Below are 22661 nucleotides of genomic sequence, written 5' to 3' on the forward strand. Positions count from 1 at the left end.
TTGTTTAAAATAAAAATTTAAAAAATGAAAAAAGTATTATTAGTATTTAGCTTATTTTTAGCTGCAACATTTTCTGCAAATGCCCAAGAAATATCAGACAATGCAATTGGATTACGTTTTAGTGGTGGAAATGGTGCTGGTGCAGAAATTTCTTATCAAAAAGCATTGGGTGATAATAATCGATTAGAAATTGATTTAGGTTTAGCTAATGAATTCAGTAATTTTAAAGCTACAGGATTATATCAATGGGTCTGGAATTTAGAAAACAATTTTAATTGGTATGCTGGTGCTGGTGCAGGATTGGTTTCTGCAAGTGGAACTGGTATTTATGGAAGTGGTGTTATTGGTATTGAATATAGTTTTGATGAACCTATATTAATATCTATTGATTATAGACCAGAAATTGGTATTGCTGGTGGTTTAGACGGATTAAACTCTAATATTGCTTTAGCTGTAAGATATCAATTCTAGAAATATATTAAAAAAATAACAAATCCTCTAAATTAATTTTTAGAGGATTTCTTTTTTTTACTTGCTTTTGCTAACGGATTAAAGTCTAATGCCAATTGCAACCAATAATATAAATTTTCATCTAAATCTATAGCTTCATCATTTAAATACACAAAGCCTTTCATTGTTTTTTTGGTAAAATCCATACTTGTACAACCTTCTTTTCTTAAAGATTCGTCGTAAATATCTGGATTTATTCTAGCCATAATTTGGTCTTTCATTACCCCCACACACATCTTATCATCAACCATAAAAACCAATCCTCCAAACATTTTTTTTGCAAGAAAATGAATGCTTTTTTCTCTAAAAAATTGAGAGACTCTATCAGCTAAAAACTCAGAAAAAGCCATTATGTTCTAGTTGCTTTTTTTTCTTCTAAAACTACTCTAGTTGGTGTATCTTTTCCGCTAATAATACTTTCTGTTCCTTTTGCTACAGCTTTAATAGTTTCGGTTACCACAGTCATATTTAAAGTTGCTGCTTCATCAGAAGCTTTATGGTAATCTTTATCTGTATCTATTGGTGAAGTAGAAAAAGTATGAGAAGGCACACCTAATCTTGCTAAAGAAGCATTATCAGACCTAAAAAATAAATTAAATTTCACATAAGGATCAGGATGTAAAGCATAACCAGAACCTTCTAAATTCTTTTGTACAATCTTACCAAAGTCTGAACGTTCAAAACCTGTTAACCAAGCTGTATTTGGACCAAAACTTGGTGTTTTACCAATCATTTCTAAGTTAATACCTGCAACAAATTTAGAAGCATCTATTCCTTTTCCAAAATGAGTAGAACCTATTAAACCCATTTCTTCTCCTGTAAATGCTACAAAAAGAATGGTTCTTTCATTATTTCCTTTTGCTTTAAAATATTCTGCCAAAGTTAACACTCCTGTAACTCCAGAAGCATCATCATTTGCACCATTATAAATACTATCTAATTGTCCTTCTTTTTTTCTAATTCCTAAATGATCATAATGAGCAGAAACAACTACAATTTCATCTTTTTTACTTTTTCCTTCTAATACACCAATAATATTACTTGTTGTTATCTCTTTTTTAGATCTTCTATCTGTAAACGTAAATGTTTGTCTATAATCATTTAACGTATCATAAGTGCTTAAACCTATTCTTTTAAATTCGTTTTCAATATATTTTGCAGCCTTTTCAATTCCTGGAGTACCAGTTCTTCTTCCTTCCATATCATCATCAGCCAAAGTGTATAAATGCTTTTTAACAGTTACAGAATCTATAGTTGCTTCTTTTTTTATTACTGTATTCTTTTCTGAATTAGTTTTGCAAGAAAAAACAACTGCAGACATTAAAATTATAGTGAATATTTTTTTCATTTTATTTGGTTTTAAAGGCTAAATATAGCTAATTAATTGAAAAGAGACTTCTAAACTTTGTTTAGAAAACATTTGAAACTGTCATTCTGAACTTGATTCAGAATCTAAAATTCAAACGTTTTTAACGTTTAATTTTTCGTATTTTCGCATAAAATTTTACAAATGGATTTATCTCTTATACCAAATATAAAACATACAGATTCTAATAATTTCTTTTTACTTGCTGGTCCTTGTGCTATAGAAGGAGAAGAAATGGCTTTAAGGATTGCTGAAAAAGTAATTTCAATTACCGATAAATTAGAAATTCCTTATATTTTTAAAGGTAGTTTTAAAAAAGCAAACAGAAGTAGAATTGATAGTTTTACAGGTATTGGAGACGAAAAAGCTTTAAAAATTTTACGCAAAGTTTCAGAAACTTTTAACGTACCAACTGTTACAGATATTCACGAAGTTTCAGATGCTGCAAAAGCTGCAAAATATGTAGATGTTTTGCAGATTCCTGCTTTTTTAGTTCGTCAAACAGATTTAGTAGTAGCTGCTGCAAAAACAGGTAAAGTTGTCAACTTAAAAAAAGGACAATTTATGAGTCCAGATGCCATGAAACATGCTGTACAAAAAGTAAAAGATGCTGGTTCTGAAAAAGCGTGGATCACAGACAGAGGTACCATGTTTGGTTACCAAGACATGATTGTAGATTTTAGAGGAATTCCAGAAATGAGAGCCTTTGCTCCTACAGTTTTAGATGTAACCCATTCTTTACAACAACCAAATCAATCTGCAGGTGTTACTGGTGGTAGACCAGAAATGATTGAAACAATTGCAAGAGCTGGAGTTGTAAATAATGTAGATGGTTTATTTATAGAAACTCATTTTGACCCTGCAAATGCAAAATCTGATGGCGCAAATATGTTACATTTAGACAATTTAGAAAGTTTGTTAACAAACTTAGTTACTATTAGAAAAACGATTAATAAATTATAAAAAATAGATTTTTTGGGCGTTTTAACAGGCTTTCGCTACTCGCTTTTTTTCTAAAAAATGAAAAAAGAGCTCAAACAAACCGCTCAATCCTTAACGCACATAGCCAATTCAATAATAAATGTACAAACCCTTTAGATTTTTAATTATCTAAAGGGTTTTACTTTTATAAAATATTAAAGGCACAATTTTTGTTTTATAAAGTTGTTTATCTTTTTATAATGAAACAACTTTTATTTTTCTTAATCTTATTTACAACATCGCTACATAGTCAAGACTATACAAAAGTAGACGACATTGTTTCTGAATACACTACCTTTTCTAAGGTTGAAGATTTAGCAAAAAAAATTGCCAAAGATTTTACTACTGATAAAAATAAAGCTAGAGCAGTATTTTTTTGGTTATCTAAAAACATTAGATATAATTTAAAAGAGTATTACAATCCTTCTAGAAGTTATAAATTTAGTTATGCTACAGAAGATGAAAAACAGCAAAAATTACAAGCTTTAAAAGATGAACTAGTTTTAGAAGTATTTAAAACAAAAGTTGGGGTTTGTGAAGATTATGCCCAAGCTTTTAAAAAAACATGTGATATTCTTGGATTAGAATCTGAAGTTATAAAAGGAAACGTTAGAGTAAATCCTAATAAAATTGGCAAACCAGAAAAATATACAAACCATGCATGGAACGCTGTAAAAATTAATGGAAATTGGTTAATTATAGATGCTACTTGGGCTGCAGGTTACGAAATGAATGGAAAATGGATTCAAAAATTTGATGACTATTTTTACAATATTCCAAAAGAAAAAATTTTAAAAACACACTTTTCTGAAGACTTAAAATGGAGAAAAGATAATAGCAAATTTGTTAAAAAAGAGTTTTACAATCAACCTATATTTAGCAACTCCTTTTTAAATTCTAAAGCTACTTTAATAAATCAAAAAACAGGAATTTTAAAGGTAAATCAATCAAAAGAAATTACTCTAAAATTAAAAAAATTAGATCCAAACTTATTGATTTACTATACTTTTAAAGGACAACGTTATGCTAAAAAACCAAAAATTAGCATTGATAAAAACATTACAACTTTAACTTTTTTAAAAGCTAAGAGAAAATCGGTTTTAAATATTTTTATAAACAACGAAATAGCAATTCAATTTAAAACAAAATAGTTAACTTTTTTTATAAAAACCTTTGTCTTTTAATTGATGTGCTTCTTCTAAAACAGTTAATAATATTTCTTCATTAATATCTTCTATAGTCTTGTATCGTAAAGATTTTACAACTTTTCTATTTTCAGAAATTAAAAACTCATTGTATTTTGTAAGATGAGCTGAAACCCAAAAAGCAACATCTACATATCCTTTCTTTTTAGAAGGATTTAAATAACAAAAAGGTTTTTCGTCTAAATAATAAAAAGGAATTTTCCATTTAAACTGTAAATCAACTTCAGGAAAACTAGTTTCAATTAAAATTTGCAAGTGCAACAAGATAGATTTAAAAGGTTCTGGTTGATTTAAAATATAAGCTTCTGCTGGTTTCATTTTTTTTATTTTTAATTAGATTAAAAAATTAAAAAGTAAATAGAAGAAAACAAAAAATAGTAAAACTAAAACTTCCTCCTAATTTTTCTAATAATATCTTCTAATCCATTTAATTTTAGTTCATAAACCAACTCTAACTGTTGTCCTAACTTACCTTTTGGAAAACCTTTGTTATGATACCATACTACATAATGTTCTGGTAAATCAATTAGAAAACGTCCTTTGTATTTACCAAAAGGCATTTTCATTTTAGCTAAATCAATAAGTATTTTTTGATTTTCTACATTACTATTTTCCATCAACAAAATCTTGTAAATAAGAAAATCTTTCTGTTAGCTTTCCATTTTCAGTCATTTTTGCTCTTGCTAAAACTCCATCTTTATCATTGTTAAAAAAAGCAGGAATAACATTTTCTAAAAACATTTCTCCAAAACCTTCACTGGCATCTTTAGGTAATTCACATGGTAAATTATCTACAGCCATTACAACAATTACATTATCATCTTTATAATCAGCTTCAGACTCAGTAATTGGGTTATAGCCATAAATTGGATCTGCAATTGTAGAAGCTTTTATAGTAGAAGCTACTGGTCCATCAACATCACAAGAAATATCTGCAACAAATTTTATATTAAAATTATCTTTTTTGGCATCTTCTCTAGTAAATAAATAAGGAGCTCCATTACCATAAAAATGACCAGCAATAAAAAAGTCTGTTACTTCTGCAAATCGCATAAAATTAGATTCATAATTTTCTGGGTGATTATAAAAATCGAAATTGTCTATAACTTGTCCATCTTTACGTTTATTGTAATCTAAAACATCTGCTAAACAATACACAGGTTCTTCAAAAGATTTTTTTAAATATTCTTCTACAGAAACTTCTTTAATATGCATTGCATCTAACATCTCTTTAGCACCATAAGCAACTTTTCCATTTCCAGTTAAAAGAATTTTTAAGTTTGGTAGCTTAATAGTATTTAATTCTTCAATTAATTCTTTTTGACTATATAAAGTTTCAGCTTTTGGTAAATTAAACGATTTATTTTTCAATCCAATTGCTCTAAAACCATTGTAAGCACCAACAATTCCTGCATAACGTCCAAAACCAATTAAACGCATTCCATTTTCTCTTACAATTGTTTCATGATCGTACAATTCTATATTTTTATTTAAAATAGCTAATAATAACTTTCTATTATAAGGTTGTTTTTTAATTGTATGACTAAAGAAAAAGTACTTTTTATTTGGAATTAAAGCATCAATTGGCACTTCTTTTACACCTAAAAGAACATCACAATCAGACATATTTTCAGTAACTTCTAATCCAGCATTTATGTAATTTTCATCAGAAAAAATTCTAATATCAGATTTTTCAACTTTAATTGTTGCTTTAGAAAACTGATTTTTAAATTGTTGTAATTTTTCTGGTGAAAAAACTACTCTTCTATCTGGTGGATTTTTACGTTCTTTAATAATGCCAAATTTCATATTTCTAATATTTTAAATGAAGCTGAAACAAATTCAGTATAAATGGTATAATATTTGCTCGAAGATATTAGAATTTATAATGATAAGCAACTGTATTTTTTATACTTTTGCAATCTTGTCTTTGACAAATTGGGGACGACTGGTTTTGACAGCAAGGACAGTGAATTTGTAAGCATATCAAGGAATGAAATTATTCTTGTAAAACTTATTTCAACTTTTTAAACGGCGAAGATAACTACGCTTTAGCTGCATAATCTGAATTATAGTAAGATTAGCCTAGGCTCACAAGGTGAGCAAGCTTTATGTCCACGAAAAGCCTTGATTTACGGCGTTTCACTTTTGGGCATCGTAAAAGTAAATATAGAAAACTTGAAGCTTTGGCAGGTTTTTGAAACTAAAAAAGATAAGTTTAAAGTGGATTGTTCTTAATCAGCTTTAAATCGAAAATTAAGAAAGAACTAAGTATGTAGAAAGCTTTTTGGCTGCTTGTTTGGACCCGAGTTCGATTCTCGGCGTCTCCACAAAAAATAAAAACCTCCAAATTTGGAGGTTTTTATTTTTAGTTCATTACTTGAATATCTCTTGGTAATTCTCTTTTTATTACAAACGAATTTAAAATAAAAGGAACCTTTAAAAATTTTGTTTTACACCTATAGCATTTATAATATTTTGCTTTTGGCACTAATTTTAAAATAAAATTTCTTTCTAGCCTTCTTCTAGAACTAGAATCACATGATGGGCATTTACACATTTTTGGGGGATTGAAATAAGTTAATAATATTTTTTAACTTTTTCGTGCAATTATTGATTCAAATTTAAGTTAATTATTTTTAATAATGTAATTTTTAAACTAAAACTTTATATTTAATTCAAATTAGTTGATAAAAAAATTTAAAAAACCTATTATAGGTTTATAATTAAAAAGACCTTAAAAAAAAGTAATTTTGTTTTCTTAAAACACTATAATCCATTGAAAAGAATTATTGTTTCAGTAACTAACGATTTATCTACAGACCAACGTGTAGATAAAGTTTGTAATACTTTACATAATAATGGTTTTAATGTTTTGTTAATTGGTAGAAAACTAAAGAAAAGCACAGTTTTAAATAGAAAATATAACACTAAAAGAATCAATTTAATTTTTAATAAAGGTTTTTTGTTCTATGCTGAATATAATTTTAGGCTTTTTTTTATTCTTTTATTCACTAAAAAAGATATTTTACTTTCTAATGATTTAGATACTCTATTATCAAATTTCCTGGTTAGCAAAATTCAAAATAAAAAAGTAGTTTATGATAGTCATGAATTATTTCCTGAAATACCAGAACTTGTAAAAAAACCATTCGTAAAAAAAATCTGGTCTACTTTAGAAAGTTTTATACTACCAAAACTTAAAAATTCTTACACAGTTTGTAACAGTATTGCTGTATATTATGATAAAAAATATGATTCAAAATTTCAGGTAATTATGAATCTTCCTATCAAAAAAAATGTAATTGTAAGTAATTTTCCTTTTGATAAAAAAGGGAAAAAAATTATACTCTATCAAGGTGCAATTAATTTAGGAAGAGGTTTAGAAATGATGATTAATACTATGCAATTTTTAGATAATTGCATTTTAGTTATTGTTGGTGATGGAGACATTTATGAGGAGTTGATTCTTAAAGTAAAAGAAAAAAAATTAAATGATCGTATTTTTTTCTTAGGAAAATTACCTCCAGATGAATTGCACAAAATAACCCCTTTAGCCAATTTAGGAATTAGTGTAGAAGAAGATTTAGGATTAAATTACAGATTTGCGCTACCAAATAAAATTTTCGATTATATACAAGCAGAAGTTCCAATTTTAGTGTCTGATTTACCAGAAATGAAAAGAGTTGTAGAAAATTTTAAAGTTGGAGAAATAATTAAAAGTAGAGAACCTAAAAAATTAGCTAATCAGATTAATAATATTTTATTAAAAAACTTTTCTACTGAAATAAACTATGCTAAAGCAGAATTAATTTGGGAAAAACAAGAAGAAAAATTATTATCTATTTTTAATAACTTGATGTAAATAAACAAGCCTAAATAAATTATAATAAAATACTGAAGATTTTTTTAGCGCTAATTTTTCTAAAACATCAGAAAATAAGTTTAAAAAACGAAACAATCCAAAGCTTTTATATTTAAAATAAACTTTTGTAAGATTGGTATCCTCTTCTTTTAACAGGCCTTTTTGTAAAAGAATATGTAGATTTAAAATTGCTTTTTTAGTTTTAGAAAGAAAGGCTAAATTTTCATCTATCCCTAAATGAAATACTTCATTCTTAGTTTGTTTTATCTTTACATTCTTAGAATATAATTCTTTAGAAAACAATAAATCTTCATAACCATATTCTAACAAATCTTCGTTAAACTTAACAGATTCAAAAGTTGTTTTATCTATTAAAAAATTTGCTGTAAAAAAGTATTTATATGGATTCTTAGTTCTATCAATTATAGAAATTTCTTCACTTTGTTTACCAAATTTCCAACGTAGTAAATTCTTATTATCAATATCTCTATATTTAATTCCTCCTAAAAAAACAGCATATTTAGTTTTCTTTATTTCTTGTAGATAATTAGAAATAAAAGTAGATGAAGTTGGTAAAACATCTGCATCTAAAAACAACAACCATTTATACTTTGCTTTAGAAGCTAATAAGTTTCTAATTGCGCTTCTACCAATATTTTTTTGTAAAGATTGAAAACTACAAAAAGGTAAATTATTAATTATTTGATTTGCTAAATTTTCTTTACTATTTGAAGCATCATCAAAACAAATAATTTCGAAATCTATTTTAGAATTTATTAATTGACAATTAAGTTCTTCTATTAATTGAACCACATTTCTGTTATAGGAAGCAATTAATATGGATAGCATTAAACTGTAGTTTTTTGAGTAACTTCAAACAACTCTCCTGCTTCACATTTAATTGTTCTCTTTTTATATTTTACAATTAATTGATAATCATGAGTAGCCATTAAAATAGTTTTTCCGCTTTTATGAATTTCATTAAGAAGCTCCATAACCTCTAAAGATGTTTTTGGGTCTAAATTACCTGTAGGTTCATCTGCTAAAATTAATTCTGGATCATTTAATAATGCTCTAGCAATTGCAATTCGTTGTTGTTCTCCTCCAGAAAGTTCAAAAGTTTTTTTATAGTATTGGGCTTTCATGCCTACTTTATCTAAAACTTCGTTTATTTTTTCTTTTATTTTTTCTTTGTCTTTCCAACCAGTAGCTTTTAAAACAAATTCTAAATTTCCAAAAACAGTTCTATCACTTAATAATTTAAAATCTTGAAAAACAATTCCAATTTTTCTTCTTAGAAAAGGAATTTCTTTTTCTTTAATTTTTTTTAAATCAAAATCTACAATATTACCTATACCTCTTTGCAGTTTTAAATCACCATAAAGAGTTTTCATTAAACTACTTTTACCACTTCCTGTTTTACCAATTAAATAATAAAACTCTCCTTTTTGTAATGACAAGTTAACTTTAGACAAGACCAAATTATCTCTTTGATAAATATCTGCATTTTCTAAATGTAAGATTGGTTTTTCCATAAAATAACTTGTTTCTACAAACTTAAAATTTTTGAACGATTTTATACTATGAATTATAAACAATTATTACTTTTGGTCTAAAATGTTTTCACATTTTTTCTTCCCCCATCAAACAAAATTTAAAAATGTTCGTTATTCATTTTAAGTATCAAAAATAATTGTATGAGGTTTGTTTTTTTTAAAAAACTTTTTTTTACCTGTTTCATTTTTCTAATAACTTTTGTTGGTTTTAGCCAACAAACAATTGTAGATGCAAATATTTTAACAAAATATAATGAAGCAACTAGGTTATTTAATAACAAGGCATATGCTGCTGCTCAGAAAAAATTTATAGCAATAAATAAAAATGCTGCTTTAAACTCTAACTTAAAATCTGATGCTGCTTATTATGATGCTATTTGTGCTGTTAGATTAAATCAGCCAAAAGCAGATAAAAAAATATTAACTTTTATTGAAGAAAACCCTAACAGTAGTAAAAAAAACAAAGCTTTTTTTAATGTTGCTAATTATTATTTTGCGAATAAAAAAGCAGCTTACGCTTTAAAATGGTTTTTAAAAATTAATGTAGATATCCTTTCTAAAGAAGATAGAAAAGAACTTAATTTTAAAATGGGATATGCATATTTAGTAACTAATAATTTAATCTTAGCTAAAGAGCAATTTCTTCCTTTAATAAATGACCCTAAGTATGGTAATGATTCTAGATATTATTATGGATACATTGCTTATAAATTAGAAGATTACGGAATTGCAGAATCTACTTTAAAGAAAATTGCTGATAATGATACTTATAGAATAGAAATTTCTTACTATTTACTAGATATTAGTTTTCAAGCAGGAAAATTTGAACGTTGTGTATTAGTTGGTGAAGAACTAATTAAGACTGTAAAAAGAAAAGAAAAATCAGAAATTTCTAAAATTATTGGAGAAAGTTATTTCAATTTAAAAAAATATAGTGAAGCTATACCCTACTTAAAAGCTTATAAAGGAAAAAAAGGGAAATGGATTAATACAGATTTTTATCAACTTGGTTTTGCATATTACAAACAGAACGATTTTGAAAATGCCATTAGTAATTTTAATAAAATTATTGATGAAAAGAATTACGTTTCTCAAAACGCATACTATCATTTAGGTGAATGTTATCTTAATTTAGACAAAAAAACAGAGGCATTAAATGCATTTAAAACTGCTTCTGAAATGGATTTTAATAAAAAAATAAAACAAGATGCAGCTTTAAATTACGCCAAATTAAGTTATGAAGCAGGTAATCCTTTTAAGAGTGTCGCAGAAGTTTTACAAGATTATTTAAAAGCTTATCCTAAATCTAAAGAATACAAAGAAATAAATGATTTAGTAATTTCTTCATTCTTACATCAACAAGATTACAAAGGTGCTTTAGAGTTTTTAAATCAAAAAAAATCTAAATCTAACTTAGAATTAATTCCTGAAATTTCATTGTATAGAGGAATTCAATTATTTAATGAACGTAAACTAAAAGAATCTTTACCCTTTTTTATAGAAAGCAAAAAAGCCAAAGAAATTTCTGTAAAAGAAAAAGCCCAATATTGGGAAGCAGAAACCCTTTATAGATTAAATAATTACACAGAAGCATTAACAAAATTTACTACTTTAAAAAAAGAGTTAACTTCTAAAAATGAAGAATTTACTTTAATTGATTATAACTTAGGTTACTGTAATTTTAAATTAAAAGATTATAATAATGCTGTTACTTCTTTTTACAATTTCTTAAAAAATTCTTCTATTGATACAGAAACAAAAGATGATGCACAAATACGTTTAGGAGATAGTTATTTTGCAATTAGAAATTATTCTGATGCTATTAAATCGTATACTAAAGTTGTAGAAAACTCTGGTTCAAATTCAGATTATGCTCAATATCAAATTGGTATGAGTTATGGATTTACAGAAAACAATAACGCTAAAATAAAAGCCTTAACAAATGTTGTAAATGAATATAATGTATCAACATTAAAAGACGATGCTTTGTTTCAATTAGCAAATACATATACATTAATAAAAGATAATGAAAAAGCACATTTAGCTTATAATAGAATTATAGAAAAACACCCTAACAGTATATTTTTACCAAAGGTTTTGGTAAGAAAAGGATTGTTGTTTTATAATGATAATAAAAATTTAGATGCTTTAGAAAAATTTAAAGAAACTGCTAGTAGATTCCCAAATTCTCCAGATGCTTTTGAAGCTGTAGCAAATGCTAGAAACATTTATATAGATGAAGGTAACTTAGATGATTATGTAAATTGGATTAGTACTTTAAAATTTATAAATATTACAAATGCAGAATTAGACAACACTACTTTTGCAGTTGCCGAAAAAAAATATTTTGATTCTAAAAATGGCGATGAAATAATAGATTTACTTACCAAATACACAAGATCTTTCCCTACAGGAATACACAAATTAAAAGCAAATTATTATTTAGCAGATATTTTATTTAAAGTAAAACAATTTGAACAATCTATAGCCTATTATGAAGTAGTTTTAGAAGAAGAACAAAATGAGTTTAGTGAAGATTCTTTAAGTAAATTATCTCAAATATATTTAGAGAAAAACCAATTTAACAATGCTTTACCTCTTTTAGACAGACTAGAACAAGAAGCTTATGCAAATGAAAACATTTTATTTGCTCAAAGTAATTTAATGAAAGGGTACTATGAAACAGAAGCTTTTGATCTTGCTTTAGAATACGCTAAAAAAATACTTTTAAGAGATAAATTAGAAACTAAATTAGAAAACGATGCTAAAATTATAATTGCTCGTACTTCTGTTAAAAATGAAGACTTTTATACTGCAGAAGAATACTATACAGAAATAGAAAGAAACGCAACAGGTCAATTAAAAGCAGAAGCATTATACTACAATGCATTTTTTAAGAATCAGCAAAAAGAATTTGCAGAATCTAACAAAATTGTACAAAATCTAATTGCAAATTATTCTTCTTATAAATATTGGGCTGTAAAAAGTTATGTAATAATGGGTAAAAATTATTACGGATTAAGAGATGTTTATCAGGCAACATTTGTATTAGAAAACATAATTAAGAACTTTAAACAATTTAAAGACATAATTGAAGAAGCAGAAAAAGAATTAAAAATAATTAAAGAAAACGAAGCCAAAACTAACAATTCTGTAACTCCAATTATAGAAGAAGACACTAATAAAAAAGACGCTAAAAAGAATAAAAATTAATGAAAAAAGGTTTCACATTATTTTTAACATGTTTTGTTTTTTTGAACTTTTATGCTCAAAAAAAGAAACAACCTATAGACACTGTAAAAACAGAAGTTGTAAATATTGTTACAAAATACAACCCTAAAATTGCTGATGCTAAAAAAATAAAAAAGAACCCAAAAATAAAGTTGCTAAAAAAGAATGAAAAGAAAAAATTAGAATACACTATTTTTTCTGCTCCTGTTGCTTCTACTTTTATTCCTAAAAGTGGAGCTGTTAAGGGTATTGATGTGGGTATAAAAGAACGCATCTATAAAAATTATTTAGCACTTGGATTTGGAAATTATACAACCCCATATTTTGAAACTTACTTGCATCATAGTACACGTTTTAAAAATGAATTTGGTTTTAATGCAAAATATTTAGCTTCAGAAAACAATGTTAACAACTCTATTTTAGCTAGTAATTTTTCAAATTATAATATTGGCGCTTTTTACAAACAACAAGTCCGTTATTTTGATTGGAAAGTAAGTTTAAATTCCGAAAGAAAATTATACAATTGGTATGGTTTGCCTAATATTACTTTTTCAGAACCAACAACTAATTCCATTAATCCTGAACAAGAATACAATTATTTTGAGCTAATTGGCCATTTCACTTTTAAAGATTCTTATATAGATTATGGAAAAATAAGTGCTACATATTTTACAGATCGTTATAATAGTTCAGAAATTTTAGCAAATTTTGATTCAAAATTAAATCTCCCTTTATCTTATTTCTTCAGGAATTTAAATGAAATTTCTATTAGAACTAGCATAGAATTTTTAAAAGGTGAATTTAAATCTAATTATGAAAATAGAAATTCTATTAAATATGCTACAACTACTTTTAAAGTAAAGCCAGAGTACAAAATGTCTTTTCTAAATTTTAATATAAAAACTGGTCTTCATTTAATTGCCTCTTTAGATCCTGAAAATAATTCCAATAATTTCTTTTTAATACCAGATGTGTTAATTCATGGTCCTATTTTAAAAAACTATTTAAATATTTACACAGGTCTTTCAGGAGATTTGCATACAAATACATTCAAAAATTTTACAGACGAAAATCCTTATGTTTCTCCTACTCTTTTTATTACACAAACGTTAGAAAAATCAATTTTATTTATAGGATTAAATGGTAAAATTAATAGCAGTTTAAGTTTTAATTTTAAGGCTAGTAATAAAACAGAAGAAGACAAACCACTATTTTTAAGAAATGCTTCTAAATCTGATGGAACCAATAATGCAATTAATGGAAACACATTTAAAGGTTATGAATATGGAAATTCTTTTAGCATTTATTATGATGATGTAAAAACTACTACCCTACTTGGTGAAATAGAATATGATTTTTCTAAAAATCTTTCTTTTAGCATTTTAGGAAACTATAATATATATACTTTAAAAAACGCTTTAGAAACATGGAATTTACCTTCTATAGAAGCTTCTTTTTCTACCAAATATAAAAAAGCTAAATGGTTTGCTTCTTCTAATATATTTTATGTGAGTGAAAGACAAGATGCACTTTATAATGCACAATACCCATCTAGCTTTAAAGGAATTGAAACTATAAATGCTTTTGTTGATGTAAATTTAAATGGTGGTTACCATTTTAATGATAAATTTTCTGCATTTCTTAAATTAAATAACATATTAAATACAGAGTACCAACGTTTTGCAAATTACAATACACAAGGTTTTCAGGTTTTAGGAGGAATTACTTATAAGTTTGATTTTTAAGTAAGTGAAAAAAATTATTCATTTTTTAATTATTATACTACTAACAATCACAACCCAAATAGGTGGATTGATATATTTAATATCTTTAATTAGTATCTCTAAGCATAAATCAAAATATAAACTTAAAAGGTTTTTGGTATTTATTTTTATTTATTTAATTTCTACATTTTTTATTATCCCAAAACTTGCACCTAAATTTGGTCGAGTTAAAATTCAAAACACTTATAATTTAGAAGCTCATAATTTTTTTACAATCATTTGTAATAGAAATTATGTAAAACCAAAACTAAACTCGGTTTTAATTTCTGTTTCTAAAGAAATTAGTAAAGAATTACCAAATATTAAAATTACATATTTAGATGCTAATTTCCCTTTTTTTAATGGTTTTCCTCTTCTACCTCACTTGAGCCATAATGATGGTAAAAAAATCGACATTTCATTTATATATGAAGACCACAATAAAAAGTTAACAAATCTAAAACCATCAAATAGTGGATATGGGATATTTGTAGAACCTCATAATAAAGAGATAAATCAATCCAAAATCTGTAAAGACAAAGGATTTTTGCAATATGATTTTACTAAATATTTAACTTTTGGTAGTAATAATAAAAAAGTTAGGCTTTCAAATTATGCTACAAAAAAACTCATCAATACAATTGTAGAAAACAAAAAAGTAAGTAAACTTTTTATTGAACCACATCTAAAATTAAGACTTAAAGTCAATAATTCAAAAATTAGATTTCATGGTTGTAAAGCTGTTAGACATGATGATCATATTCATTTTCAAATAAAATAATTTCTCAATTCATTTTTGTAGATTTATAAAATCTAATAATCTACTTAATATGAAAAAACTATCACTCCTACTTTTAGGTTCTATTTTAATTGTTGCTTGTAATCAAAAGCCCGAAAAAAAAGTAAAATCTACAGCATTTTCTTCAGAAGAAAAAATTGACTCAACAAACATCAAAACGCTATTTAATACTGCTCTTACACAAGGTCAATCTTATGAATGGTTAAGAGATTTAACACAAAATATTGGTGGTAGATTATCTGGTTCTCCACAAGCTGCTAAAAGTGTAATTTGGGGTAAAAACTTAATGGAAAAAGTTGGTTTAGATTCTGTTTGGTTACAACCTGTTATGGTTCCTCATTGGGTTCGTGGAGAAAAAGAGGTTGCCAATTATTCTATAAACGGAAATAAAAAAAATGTTCCAATTTGTGCTTTAGGATTTTCTATTGCAACTCCAAAAAATGGTGTAACTGCAGAAGTTATTGAAGTTAAAAGTATAGAAGAAGCTAAAGCTCTTGGAAACAAAATGAAAGGTAAAATTGTATTTTTTAATCGTCCATTCGACAATACATTAATCAATACTTTTAGAGCTTATGGTGGTTGTGTAGATCAAAGAGTTGCAGGTGCAGCAATTTGTGGAGAATTTGACGCAAAAGGCGTAATTGTACGTTCTATGACAAATGGTATTGATGATTATCCTCATACAGGTACAATGAGTTATAGAAACTTACCTAAAGACAAATACATACCAACTGCAGCAATAAGTAGTAGAGCTGCTAATATTTTAAGTGAAGATTTAAAAACAAATCCTAATTTAAAATTTTACTTTAAACAAAATTGTAAAACTTTACCTGATGCTCCTTCTTTTAATGTTGTTGGGGAAATTAAAGGAACTGAAACTCCAGAAAATATTATGGTTGTTGGTGGTCATTTAGATTCTTGGGACTTAGGTGAAGGTGCTCATGATGATGGAACAGGAATTGTTCAATCATTAGAAGTTGCCTATTTATTCAAGAAAAATAACATTAAACCTAAAAATACTTTAAGAGTTGTATTTTTTATGAATGAAGAAAATGGAACAAGAGGTGCAAAAAAATACGCTGAATTAGCCAAATTAAATAAAGAAAATCATATTGGTGGTTTAGAGTCTGATGCAGGTGGTCATACACCTAGAGGTTTTTCTATTGATGCAAATTCTGTAAATACAAAATTGTTACAAAGTTGGAAAAAATTATTATCTCCTTATGGATTGCATGATTTAGACAAGGGTGGTTCTGGTGCAGATATTAGTCCATTAAAAGGAGAAAATGTAACACTTGTTGGCTACAGACCAGATTCTCAACGTTATTTTGATTATCATCATACAAGTACAGATACTTTTGACAAAGTAAACAAAAGAGAATTAGAAATGGGTAGCGCTTCTATGGCTAGTATTATTTATTTAATGGATAAATATTTATACAACAACACACCTGTAAAACCCTAAATTAAAGTCATGAAAAAAATATTTTTATACTTTTTAACCATCAGTTTATTTGCTTTTTGTAAAAAACAAGATGCAGATATTATAATTTTAAACTCTAACACCTATACTGTTAATAATAACTTTGACAAAGCTGAAGCTTTTGCTATTAAAGATGGAAAATTTATTGCTGTAGGCACTAATGATGAAATTCAGAAAAATTATTCTTCATCAAACATTATAGATGCTAAAAATAAAACCATTGTACCAGGATTAATAGATGCTCATTGTCATTTTTACGGTTTAGGTATGCAACAACAAAAAGTAAATTTAAGAGGCACTAAAAGTTATGAAGAAGTATTACAAAAGTTAGTAGACTTTCAAAAAGAAAAAGGTGCTAACTTTATTACTGGTCGTGGTTGGGACCAAAATGATTGGAAAGTAAAGGTGTTTCCTACTAAAGAAAAATTAGATCAATTATTTCCAACAATTCCTGTTGCTGTTAGAAGAGTAGATGGTCATGCTTTATTAGTTAATGAAGCCGCATTAAATTATTCTGGGTTATCTAGTACAAATTTTCCACAAAGTGTAACTGGAGGTGAATTTCATCAAAAAGACGGAAAATTAACAGGTATTTTAATAGATGCAGCAATGGATTTTATCAAAACTCCAAATTCAACTAAAAAAGAAGTCGTTCAAGGATTATTAGATGCTCAAAAAATATCTTTTTCTTATGGGTTAACAACTGTAGATGATGCTGGTTTAGATAAAAATGTTATTGAATTAATTGATAGTTTACAACAAGTTGGAAGTTTAAAAATGCGTGTTTATGCTATGGTTTCTGCAGACAAGCAAAAACAAATTGATTATTATATTAAAAAAGGTATTTATAAAACAGACAGATTAAATGTACGCTCTTTTAAAGTTTATGGTGATGGCGCTTTAGGCTCTAGAGGTGCAGCCATGAAGAAACCATATTCAGACAGAGAAAATCATTTTGGTGCTTTAATTTATTCACCAGAAAGATATCAAGAAATTGCAAAACAAATTGCAGCTTCAGAATTTCAAATGAACACTCATGCAATTGGAGACTCTGCAAATACGTGGTTATTAAAAACGTACAAAGATGTTTTAAAAGACGCAAAAAACAGACGTTGGAGAATAGAACATGCTCAAATTATTGCTCCAGAAGATTTTGATAAATTCGACAACATCATACCTTCTGTTCAACCTACACATGCTACTTCAGATATGTATTGGGCAGAAGATAGAGTTGGAAATAAAAGAATAAAAGGTGCTTACGCTTATAAAAATTTATTAGGTAAATATGGTAAAATAGCCTTGGGAACAGATTTTCCTGTAGAACAAGTAAGTCCTTTTTTAACTTTTTATGCAGCTACTTTTAGAAAAGATATTCATAATTATCCAGAAAATGGATATCAAATGGAAAATGCTTTAACTAGAGAAGAAACCTTAAAAGGAATGACTGTTTGGGCTGCATATTCTAATTTTGAAGAAAATGAAAAAGGCTCTATTGAAGTTGGAAAATTTGCAGATTTTGTGGTTTTAAATCAAAATATAATGGAAATTGATGGAGATAAAATTCCTGAAACAAAAGTTATTTCTACTTATGTAAATGGAGAAAAAGTTTATTAATTAATTTTTTACACGAAACTAAATTTGTTTCACTTTTTTAACAAGATTATCAGATAAGTTGTATAACCATCTTAATTCTTCAAAAACCAATTGAGTTTCGTGTAATTGTTCTTTTGTTTCTTTAGAAATGGGTAATCCTTTTTCAATTTCTACATCTCTTTGTGATGAAAGACTTTGAAAATTATCTATATAATTCTTTTTTGCATTTAGTAAATCATCATTTTTTAAATAACTCTCAACATCTTTGTTATTTAAAACATTAATAGCGTTTTCTAAATTAGACAAAATATGTTTTACAAAGACTTCGAATTGAACAGGAACTTCACCAGTTTTATTAGTTCTAAAAAACATTCCTAAAGAAGAAAGTGCTGATAAATAAGTATTACATATTGTAATTAACTCATAAATTGTTGCTACATTTTTCTGTTTAGATTTTGGTTCTTGTACTAATCTTTGATATGCTGCATTAAGGTTTCCTACTTGTAAAAAAGCTTCTTTCCTTGCTAGTTTTAGTTCTGTTGATGCTTCTCCTTTTACATGATATAAATTATCAATTTGCTTTAAATAATCTGAAAAACCATTTAAAGAATTACTAAAAAATTCTTTAATACTTTTAGCTTCCCAAGCTGGCCAAAATAAATAATTACCAATAAAAGCTAAAGTAGATCCAATTAAAGTATCATAAACTCTAAACTCAATTACAGTTAAAATATTTGGATGAATTGTTGCGTACATAAAAATTACATACAATGTTATAAATGCAGCTCCATTTCTATAATTTTGCTTTACCAAAGAAAAACCTATAATTAATGATAAAGAAGCAATTAAAATATAGACAACTATATTTTGAGTTAGAAAAATTATTCCTATTCCAACTGCTGCTCCAATTAAAGTACCTACTACTCTACTCTTAGATCTTTCTTTAGTTAAACTATAACTTGGTCTCATAATTACCACAATAGTTAATAAAATCCAATAAGGTTGTTGTAACTCTAAGGTTAAACCAACAATATAACCAATTAACATGGTTAAGGTCAATCTTAAAGAATGTCTAAAAATTGGAGCTTTGAAACTGAAGTTAGATTTTAATTTTCTAAAATCATAATCTTGAGGAGTTATAAACTGTTCTGCATCTTTTATTCCTCTAATTGTATCATTCTTAGAATAGTTGTTTAATATTCTAAAAATATCTTGCAAGTTATTTAATTGTTTTTCTTGATATGCTTTAAAATTTAATAAGAGTATTACTCCTTCTCTAGATTCTTGCAACCCCACATTAACTTTATAAATTTCTATATGATTATGAATCTTTTTAAGTAATACTTTATAAGTGTTATTAATTTCAAGTTTTTCTTCTTTTAAAATTACTTTAGAAATGTGCATTAATCTTTCAGAAATTTCAAATATTAAAACTTTAAATTCATCTAATTTTTCAATATGCTCGTTAAATAAATCATCAAACTTATTATAATCAACTGTATTAGAAATAGCCAATTCATAAATTTCAATTATTTTAGAAAATATTAATTGCTGACGCCTAATTCTATTACTAAATCCAGAGCTTAACCTTTTTTCTAAAATAACTTCTCTAATCGTTTCGTGAAGCTCATTTAACTCAGTTTGAAGTTTAAAGTTTTGTTCTAAAAGTTTACTTCTATCATGTTGTTCTACTAACAACTTTCCTCTAATTCTAATAAATTCTGAAGTTTTTTCTAGTAATTCTACAAAAAGATAATCCGTTTGAACTTGAGGCCATAATAATTGAGTAGAAATTGTTAAAAACAAATACCAAATACCACCTAAAACAATAAATAAAGAATGTTGAAAAATAGAAATTTCTACACTTTGGTAAGCAAATGCCAAAACCAAAGATAATAAGCCTGCTAATGATACTAAAGAAGCTCTAAAACCAAATACAGAAATATAAGAAACTGTAAAAACTAAAACAATTAGCAGAGGTATAATTAATATTAAAGAACTACTAAAATATCCAACTAATAAAGTGATTACAAAAACTAAAACTATAGAAGCTATTATACCATAAAGTTTATGTTTTAAACTACCATTAATATCTGATGGTGCACAAAAAATTGCACCTAAAGCAATACTAAAACCTATTTCAGGACTATCGAAAAAATAAACAGATACTAATACAGGAATAGCCATAGCAAAAGCAATTAAAACTGCTTTTATAAAATAGATACTTTTTAAATATCTAATTAACTTTTTTACCATAACGTTTAATAAACTTCAAATTTAAGAAGTATTTTTAAGGCACCTATTATAATTTAAAATATTTAAACTTAAATTAATATTTCTAAAAAAACACAAAATATAACTTATTAAAAAAAGAAAAGATTATTTAAAAATAATCAAAGTATATTCGCTTTAAATTTAATTCTTATAAAAATGAAATCTTACATTTACCTACTTTTTTCAATATTCATTTTAAGCTCTTGTTCTAATGATGACAACAGTTTTGAACCTCAAAATGAAGAAGATATTTTAAATTATATTGAAGAAAAAAACTTAAATGCATCTAAAACAACTTCTGGTTTATATTATATAATTAAAAATGAAGGAACTGGACAAAGACCTACTGAAAACTCTGTTGTAAATATTGATTATGCAGGATATTATTTAGATGGAGGTTTGATTTTTGAAGGTAATTCTGCTATTCTAGATTTAAGCACAATAATTGAAGGGTTAAAAGAGGGAATACAACTTTTTAAAGAAGGTGGTGAAGGAACTTTAATCATTCCTTCAGAACTTGCCTATGGTACAGCTGGTAATAGTAATGCTTCAATTCCTGGAGGAGCAGTATTGGTTTTTGATATAAAACTTACAATTGCAGATTATGTTTCTCAAAATGAAACTGCAATTTTAAAATATATTAATGATAATAATATTACTAATGCTATAAAAAGTGATTCTGGTTTATATTATGTCATTAATAAGGAAGGAACAGGAGAACAACCAACAAATACTTCTAATGTAACAGTTGCTTATAAAGGTTATTTTTTAGATGATACAATCTTTGACCAAAGTAGTTCTGATGGAGTTTCTTTCAACTTAAATCAAGTAATTGCAGGATGGTCAGAAGGAATCACTTATTTTAAAGAGGGTGGTGAAGGAACTTTATTAATTCCTTTTAACTTAGGATATGGAATAAATGGAAGTGGCTCAATTCCTGGAGGTGAAGTCCTCATTTTTGATGTTAGCCTACTTAAAGTAAATTAGAAAATTTTAAAAAAGTGAAACTTATTAAGTTTCGTTTTTTTTTGCTCATTATTTTCATTAATCTCAAAAAAATTAAACCTATATCTTTAATAAACAGACTAATAAATTAAAGTTTCATAAATTAATTAATTTCCCTATATTTGGTAAACCACTTTGGTTTACCAAATATATTAACTAAAACTTAAATCTATCGAAAAAATGATTACTTTAAACTTCACAAAACAACTTAAGGCATATATAACTGCCCTTGTATTTTTATTAACTATTAACACGTATTCTCAAGACCCAGTTACAACTTCTAACGACCTAATTTCTGGTGTAACAGTAGAGTCTTTCTTTGCAGAACAAGTTGATGCTTCTGCAGGTAAAAACAATGCTGCTGTTCATTTAGTAGACGGTGATGAAGATACAGATTGGGCTGGACAAAGTTCTGGTGACAGAGGAGAAACATTAATTCTTAATTTAAATGGTTCTTATGATTTAGCAGAAATTCAATTATTATCTGTAGCTAAATTATACTTATTTCAAATATGGGTTTCAACAACTGGTACAGATTCTGGAGATTTTACAAATGCTTTTCCTACAGAAGGTGATGCAAATGGACACTTAGTTAGTAGTGGTGATTTAACTTATAAAAGCTTTGTTATAGCTAATACAATAGCTAATGCGAAATATGTTATGATTAAATGTTATGGAAGATCAGATAGTGCATGGAACACAATCAGTGAATTAAAATTTTATAAAGAAGGTACAACAGCATCTACCATTAGTAACGAATTAAAACAAACTTCTTTATTTCCTTCTCCAGCAAATAACCAATTACAAATTAGAAATAACAACAATGTAGTTTCTAAAGTAGAAATTTTTAATTTAATTGGAAAAAAACTTATATCAGTTAATCTTTCTAAAAACATTCAAACTATTAATACATCAAGTTTAACAAATGGAATTTATTTAGTTAAATTATCTGATGAAAATAATATTAGTACTTCTAAAAAGATTGTAATTCAACATTAAAACTGAATTAAAAAAAATAAAAAAAAGCGAA

General features: G+C 26.5%; 19 protein-coding genes, 1 other RNA gene and 1 pseudogene. 13 read left to right on the forward strand and 8 right to left on the reverse strand.

Annotation, left to right across the window (positions count from 1 at the left end):
* Positions 1–24: 24 nt before the first annotated feature.
* Positions 25–471 carry a hypothetical protein gene (locus MPF13_RS07455; RefSeq protein ID WP_249981729.1) on the forward strand — a complete coding sequence of 149 codons (447 nt, stop codon included), beginning with the start codon at positions 25–27 and terminating at the stop codon, positions 469–471.
* 32 nt (positions 472–503) lie between these two features.
* Here MPF13_RS07455 and MPF13_RS07460 read toward each other — a convergent pair whose 3' ends face one another.
* Positions 504–860 (reverse strand): TfoX/Sxy family protein, encoded by a 357-nt coding sequence (locus tag MPF13_RS07460; protein ID WP_249981730.1) that lies wholly within the window; start codon positions 858–860, stop codon positions 504–506.
* Positions 860–1858: a M28 family peptidase gene (locus MPF13_RS07465; protein ID WP_249981731.1), complete on the reverse strand. Its 999-nt coding sequence runs from the start codon at positions 1856–1858 to the stop codon at positions 860–862. The genes MPF13_RS07460 and MPF13_RS07465 overlap by 1 nt, the downstream gene beginning before the upstream one ends.
* Positions 1859–2020: 162 nt before the next feature.
* On the opposite strand from MPF13_RS07465, the gene kdsA reads away from it, so the two are divergent.
* Positions 2021–2839, forward strand: coding sequence for a 3-deoxy-8-phosphooctulonate synthase (gene kdsA, locus MPF13_RS07470; RefSeq protein WP_249981732.1), 819 nt, complete (start codon positions 2021–2023; stop codon positions 2837–2839).
* A gap of 218 nt (positions 2840–3057) precedes the next feature.
* Complete coding sequence (locus tag MPF13_RS07475; protein WP_249981733.1) at positions 3058–4008, forward strand: transglutaminase domain-containing protein; 951 nt, start codon at positions 3058–3060, stop codon at positions 4006–4008.
* Here MPF13_RS07475 and MPF13_RS07480 read toward each other — a convergent pair whose 3' ends face one another.
* The 3 genes from MPF13_RS07480 to MPF13_RS07490 all read right to left on the reverse strand — a co-directional run bounded on the left by MPF13_RS07480 (position 4009) and on the right by MPF13_RS07490 (position 5871).
* A complete protein-coding gene (locus MPF13_RS07480) occupies positions 4009–4380 on the reverse strand; it encodes a DUF1801 domain-containing protein (RefSeq protein WP_249981734.1) in 372 nt (123 codons plus the stop codon).
* Between the two features lie 65 nt (positions 4381–4445).
* Positions 4446–4679: a DUF3820 family protein gene (locus MPF13_RS07485; protein WP_249981735.1), complete on the reverse strand. Its 234-nt coding sequence runs from the start codon at positions 4677–4679 to the stop codon at positions 4446–4448.
* Positions 4669–5871: an NAD(P)-dependent oxidoreductase gene (locus MPF13_RS07490; protein ID WP_249981736.1), complete on the reverse strand. Its 1203-nt coding sequence runs from the start codon at positions 5869–5871 to the stop codon at positions 4669–4671. The genes MPF13_RS07485 and MPF13_RS07490 overlap by 11 nt, the downstream gene beginning before the upstream one ends.
* Positions 5872–6002: 131 nt before the next feature.
* On the opposite strand from MPF13_RS07490, the gene ssrA reads away from it, so the two are divergent.
* Positions 6003–6395: a transfer-messenger RNA gene (gene ssrA / locus MPF13_RS07495) on the forward strand.
* Positions 6396–6841: 446 nt separating this feature from the next.
* The gene (locus MPF13_RS07500) at positions 6842–7927 is read left to right on the forward strand and encodes a glycosyltransferase (RefSeq protein ID WP_249981737.1); all 1086 of its coding nucleotides are present in this window, start codon (positions 6842–6844) and stop codon (positions 7925–7927) included.
* On the opposite strand, the gene MPF13_RS07505 is transcribed toward MPF13_RS07500, so the two are convergent.
* Entirely contained in the window at positions 7901–8776 is an 876-nt protein-coding gene (locus tag MPF13_RS07505) for a glycosyltransferase family 2 protein (protein WP_249981738.1), read from the reverse strand. The two genes, MPF13_RS07500 and MPF13_RS07505, sit on opposite strands and share 27 nt — an antisense overlap.
* Positions 8776–9462 carry a cell division ATP-binding protein FtsE gene (locus tag MPF13_RS07510; RefSeq protein WP_249981739.1) on the reverse strand — a complete coding sequence of 229 codons (687 nt, stop codon included), beginning with the start codon at positions 9460–9462 and terminating at the stop codon, positions 8776–8778. Before MPF13_RS07510 ends, MPF13_RS07505 begins: the two co-directional genes overlap by 1 nt.
* A 162-nt stretch (positions 9463–9624) precedes the next feature.
* Between MPF13_RS07510 and MPF13_RS07515 the strand changes: the two genes are divergently transcribed.
* The 5 genes from MPF13_RS07515 to MPF13_RS07535 all read left to right on the forward strand — a co-directional run bounded on the left by MPF13_RS07515 (position 9625) and on the right by MPF13_RS07535 (position 18373).
* Positions 9625–12696: a tetratricopeptide repeat protein gene (locus MPF13_RS07515; RefSeq protein ID WP_249981740.1), complete on the forward strand. Its 3072-nt coding sequence runs from the start codon at positions 9625–9627 to the stop codon at positions 12694–12696.
* On the forward strand, positions 12696–14459 hold the full coding sequence (locus MPF13_RS07520; RefSeq protein WP_249981741.1) for a hypothetical protein: 1764 nt from the start codon (positions 12696–12698) through the stop codon (positions 14457–14459). The genes MPF13_RS07515 and MPF13_RS07520 overlap by 1 nt, the downstream gene beginning before the upstream one ends.
* A 67-nt stretch (positions 14460–14526) precedes the next feature.
* Complete coding sequence (locus tag MPF13_RS07525; RefSeq protein ID WP_249981742.1) at positions 14527–15258, forward strand: hypothetical protein; 732 nt, start codon at positions 14527–14529, stop codon at positions 15256–15258.
* Positions 15259–15307: 49 nt separating this feature from the next.
* Entirely contained in the window at positions 15308–16741 is a 1434-nt protein-coding gene (locus MPF13_RS07530; RefSeq protein WP_249981743.1) for a M20/M25/M40 family metallo-hydrolase, read from the forward strand.
* 9 nt (positions 16742–16750) lie between these two features.
* The gene (locus MPF13_RS07535) at positions 16751–18373 is read left to right on the forward strand and encodes an amidohydrolase (RefSeq protein ID WP_249981744.1); all 1623 of its coding nucleotides are present in this window, start codon (positions 16751–16753) and stop codon (positions 18371–18373) included.
* An 18-nt stretch (positions 18374–18391) separates the two neighbouring features.
* On the opposite strand, the gene MPF13_RS07540 is transcribed toward MPF13_RS07535, so the two are convergent.
* On the reverse strand, positions 18392–20608 hold the full coding sequence (locus MPF13_RS07540) for an FUSC family protein (protein ID WP_249981746.1): 2217 nt from the start codon (positions 20606–20608) through the stop codon (positions 18392–18394).
* A 174-nt stretch (positions 20609–20782) separates the two neighbouring features.
* Here MPF13_RS07540 and MPF13_RS15680 point away from each other — a divergent pair.
* From MPF13_RS15680 to MPF13_RS07555, 3 genes and pseudogenes are all read left to right on the forward strand, one after another.
* A pseudogene (locus tag MPF13_RS15680) lies at positions 20783–21205 on the forward strand (FKBP-type peptidyl-prolyl cis-trans isomerase); the annotation flags it as partial.
* The gene (locus MPF13_RS15685) at positions 21197–21613 is read left to right on the forward strand and encodes an FKBP-type peptidyl-prolyl cis-trans isomerase (protein ID WP_249982320.1); all 417 of its coding nucleotides are present in this window, start codon (positions 21197–21199) and stop codon (positions 21611–21613) included. The pseudogene MPF13_RS15680 and the gene MPF13_RS15685, both read left to right, overlap by 9 nt.
* Before the next feature lie 198 nt (positions 21614–21811).
* A complete protein-coding gene (locus MPF13_RS07555; RefSeq protein ID WP_249981747.1) occupies positions 21812–22630 on the forward strand; it encodes a T9SS type A sorting domain-containing protein in 819 nt (272 codons plus the stop codon).
* Positions 22631–22661 lie beyond the last annotated feature (31 nt).

Origin of the sequence: Polaribacter sp. Z022, from assembly GCF_023555495.1 — a bacterium.
Lineage (GTDB): Bacteria > Bacteroidota > Bacteroidia > Flavobacteriales > Flavobacteriaceae > Polaribacter.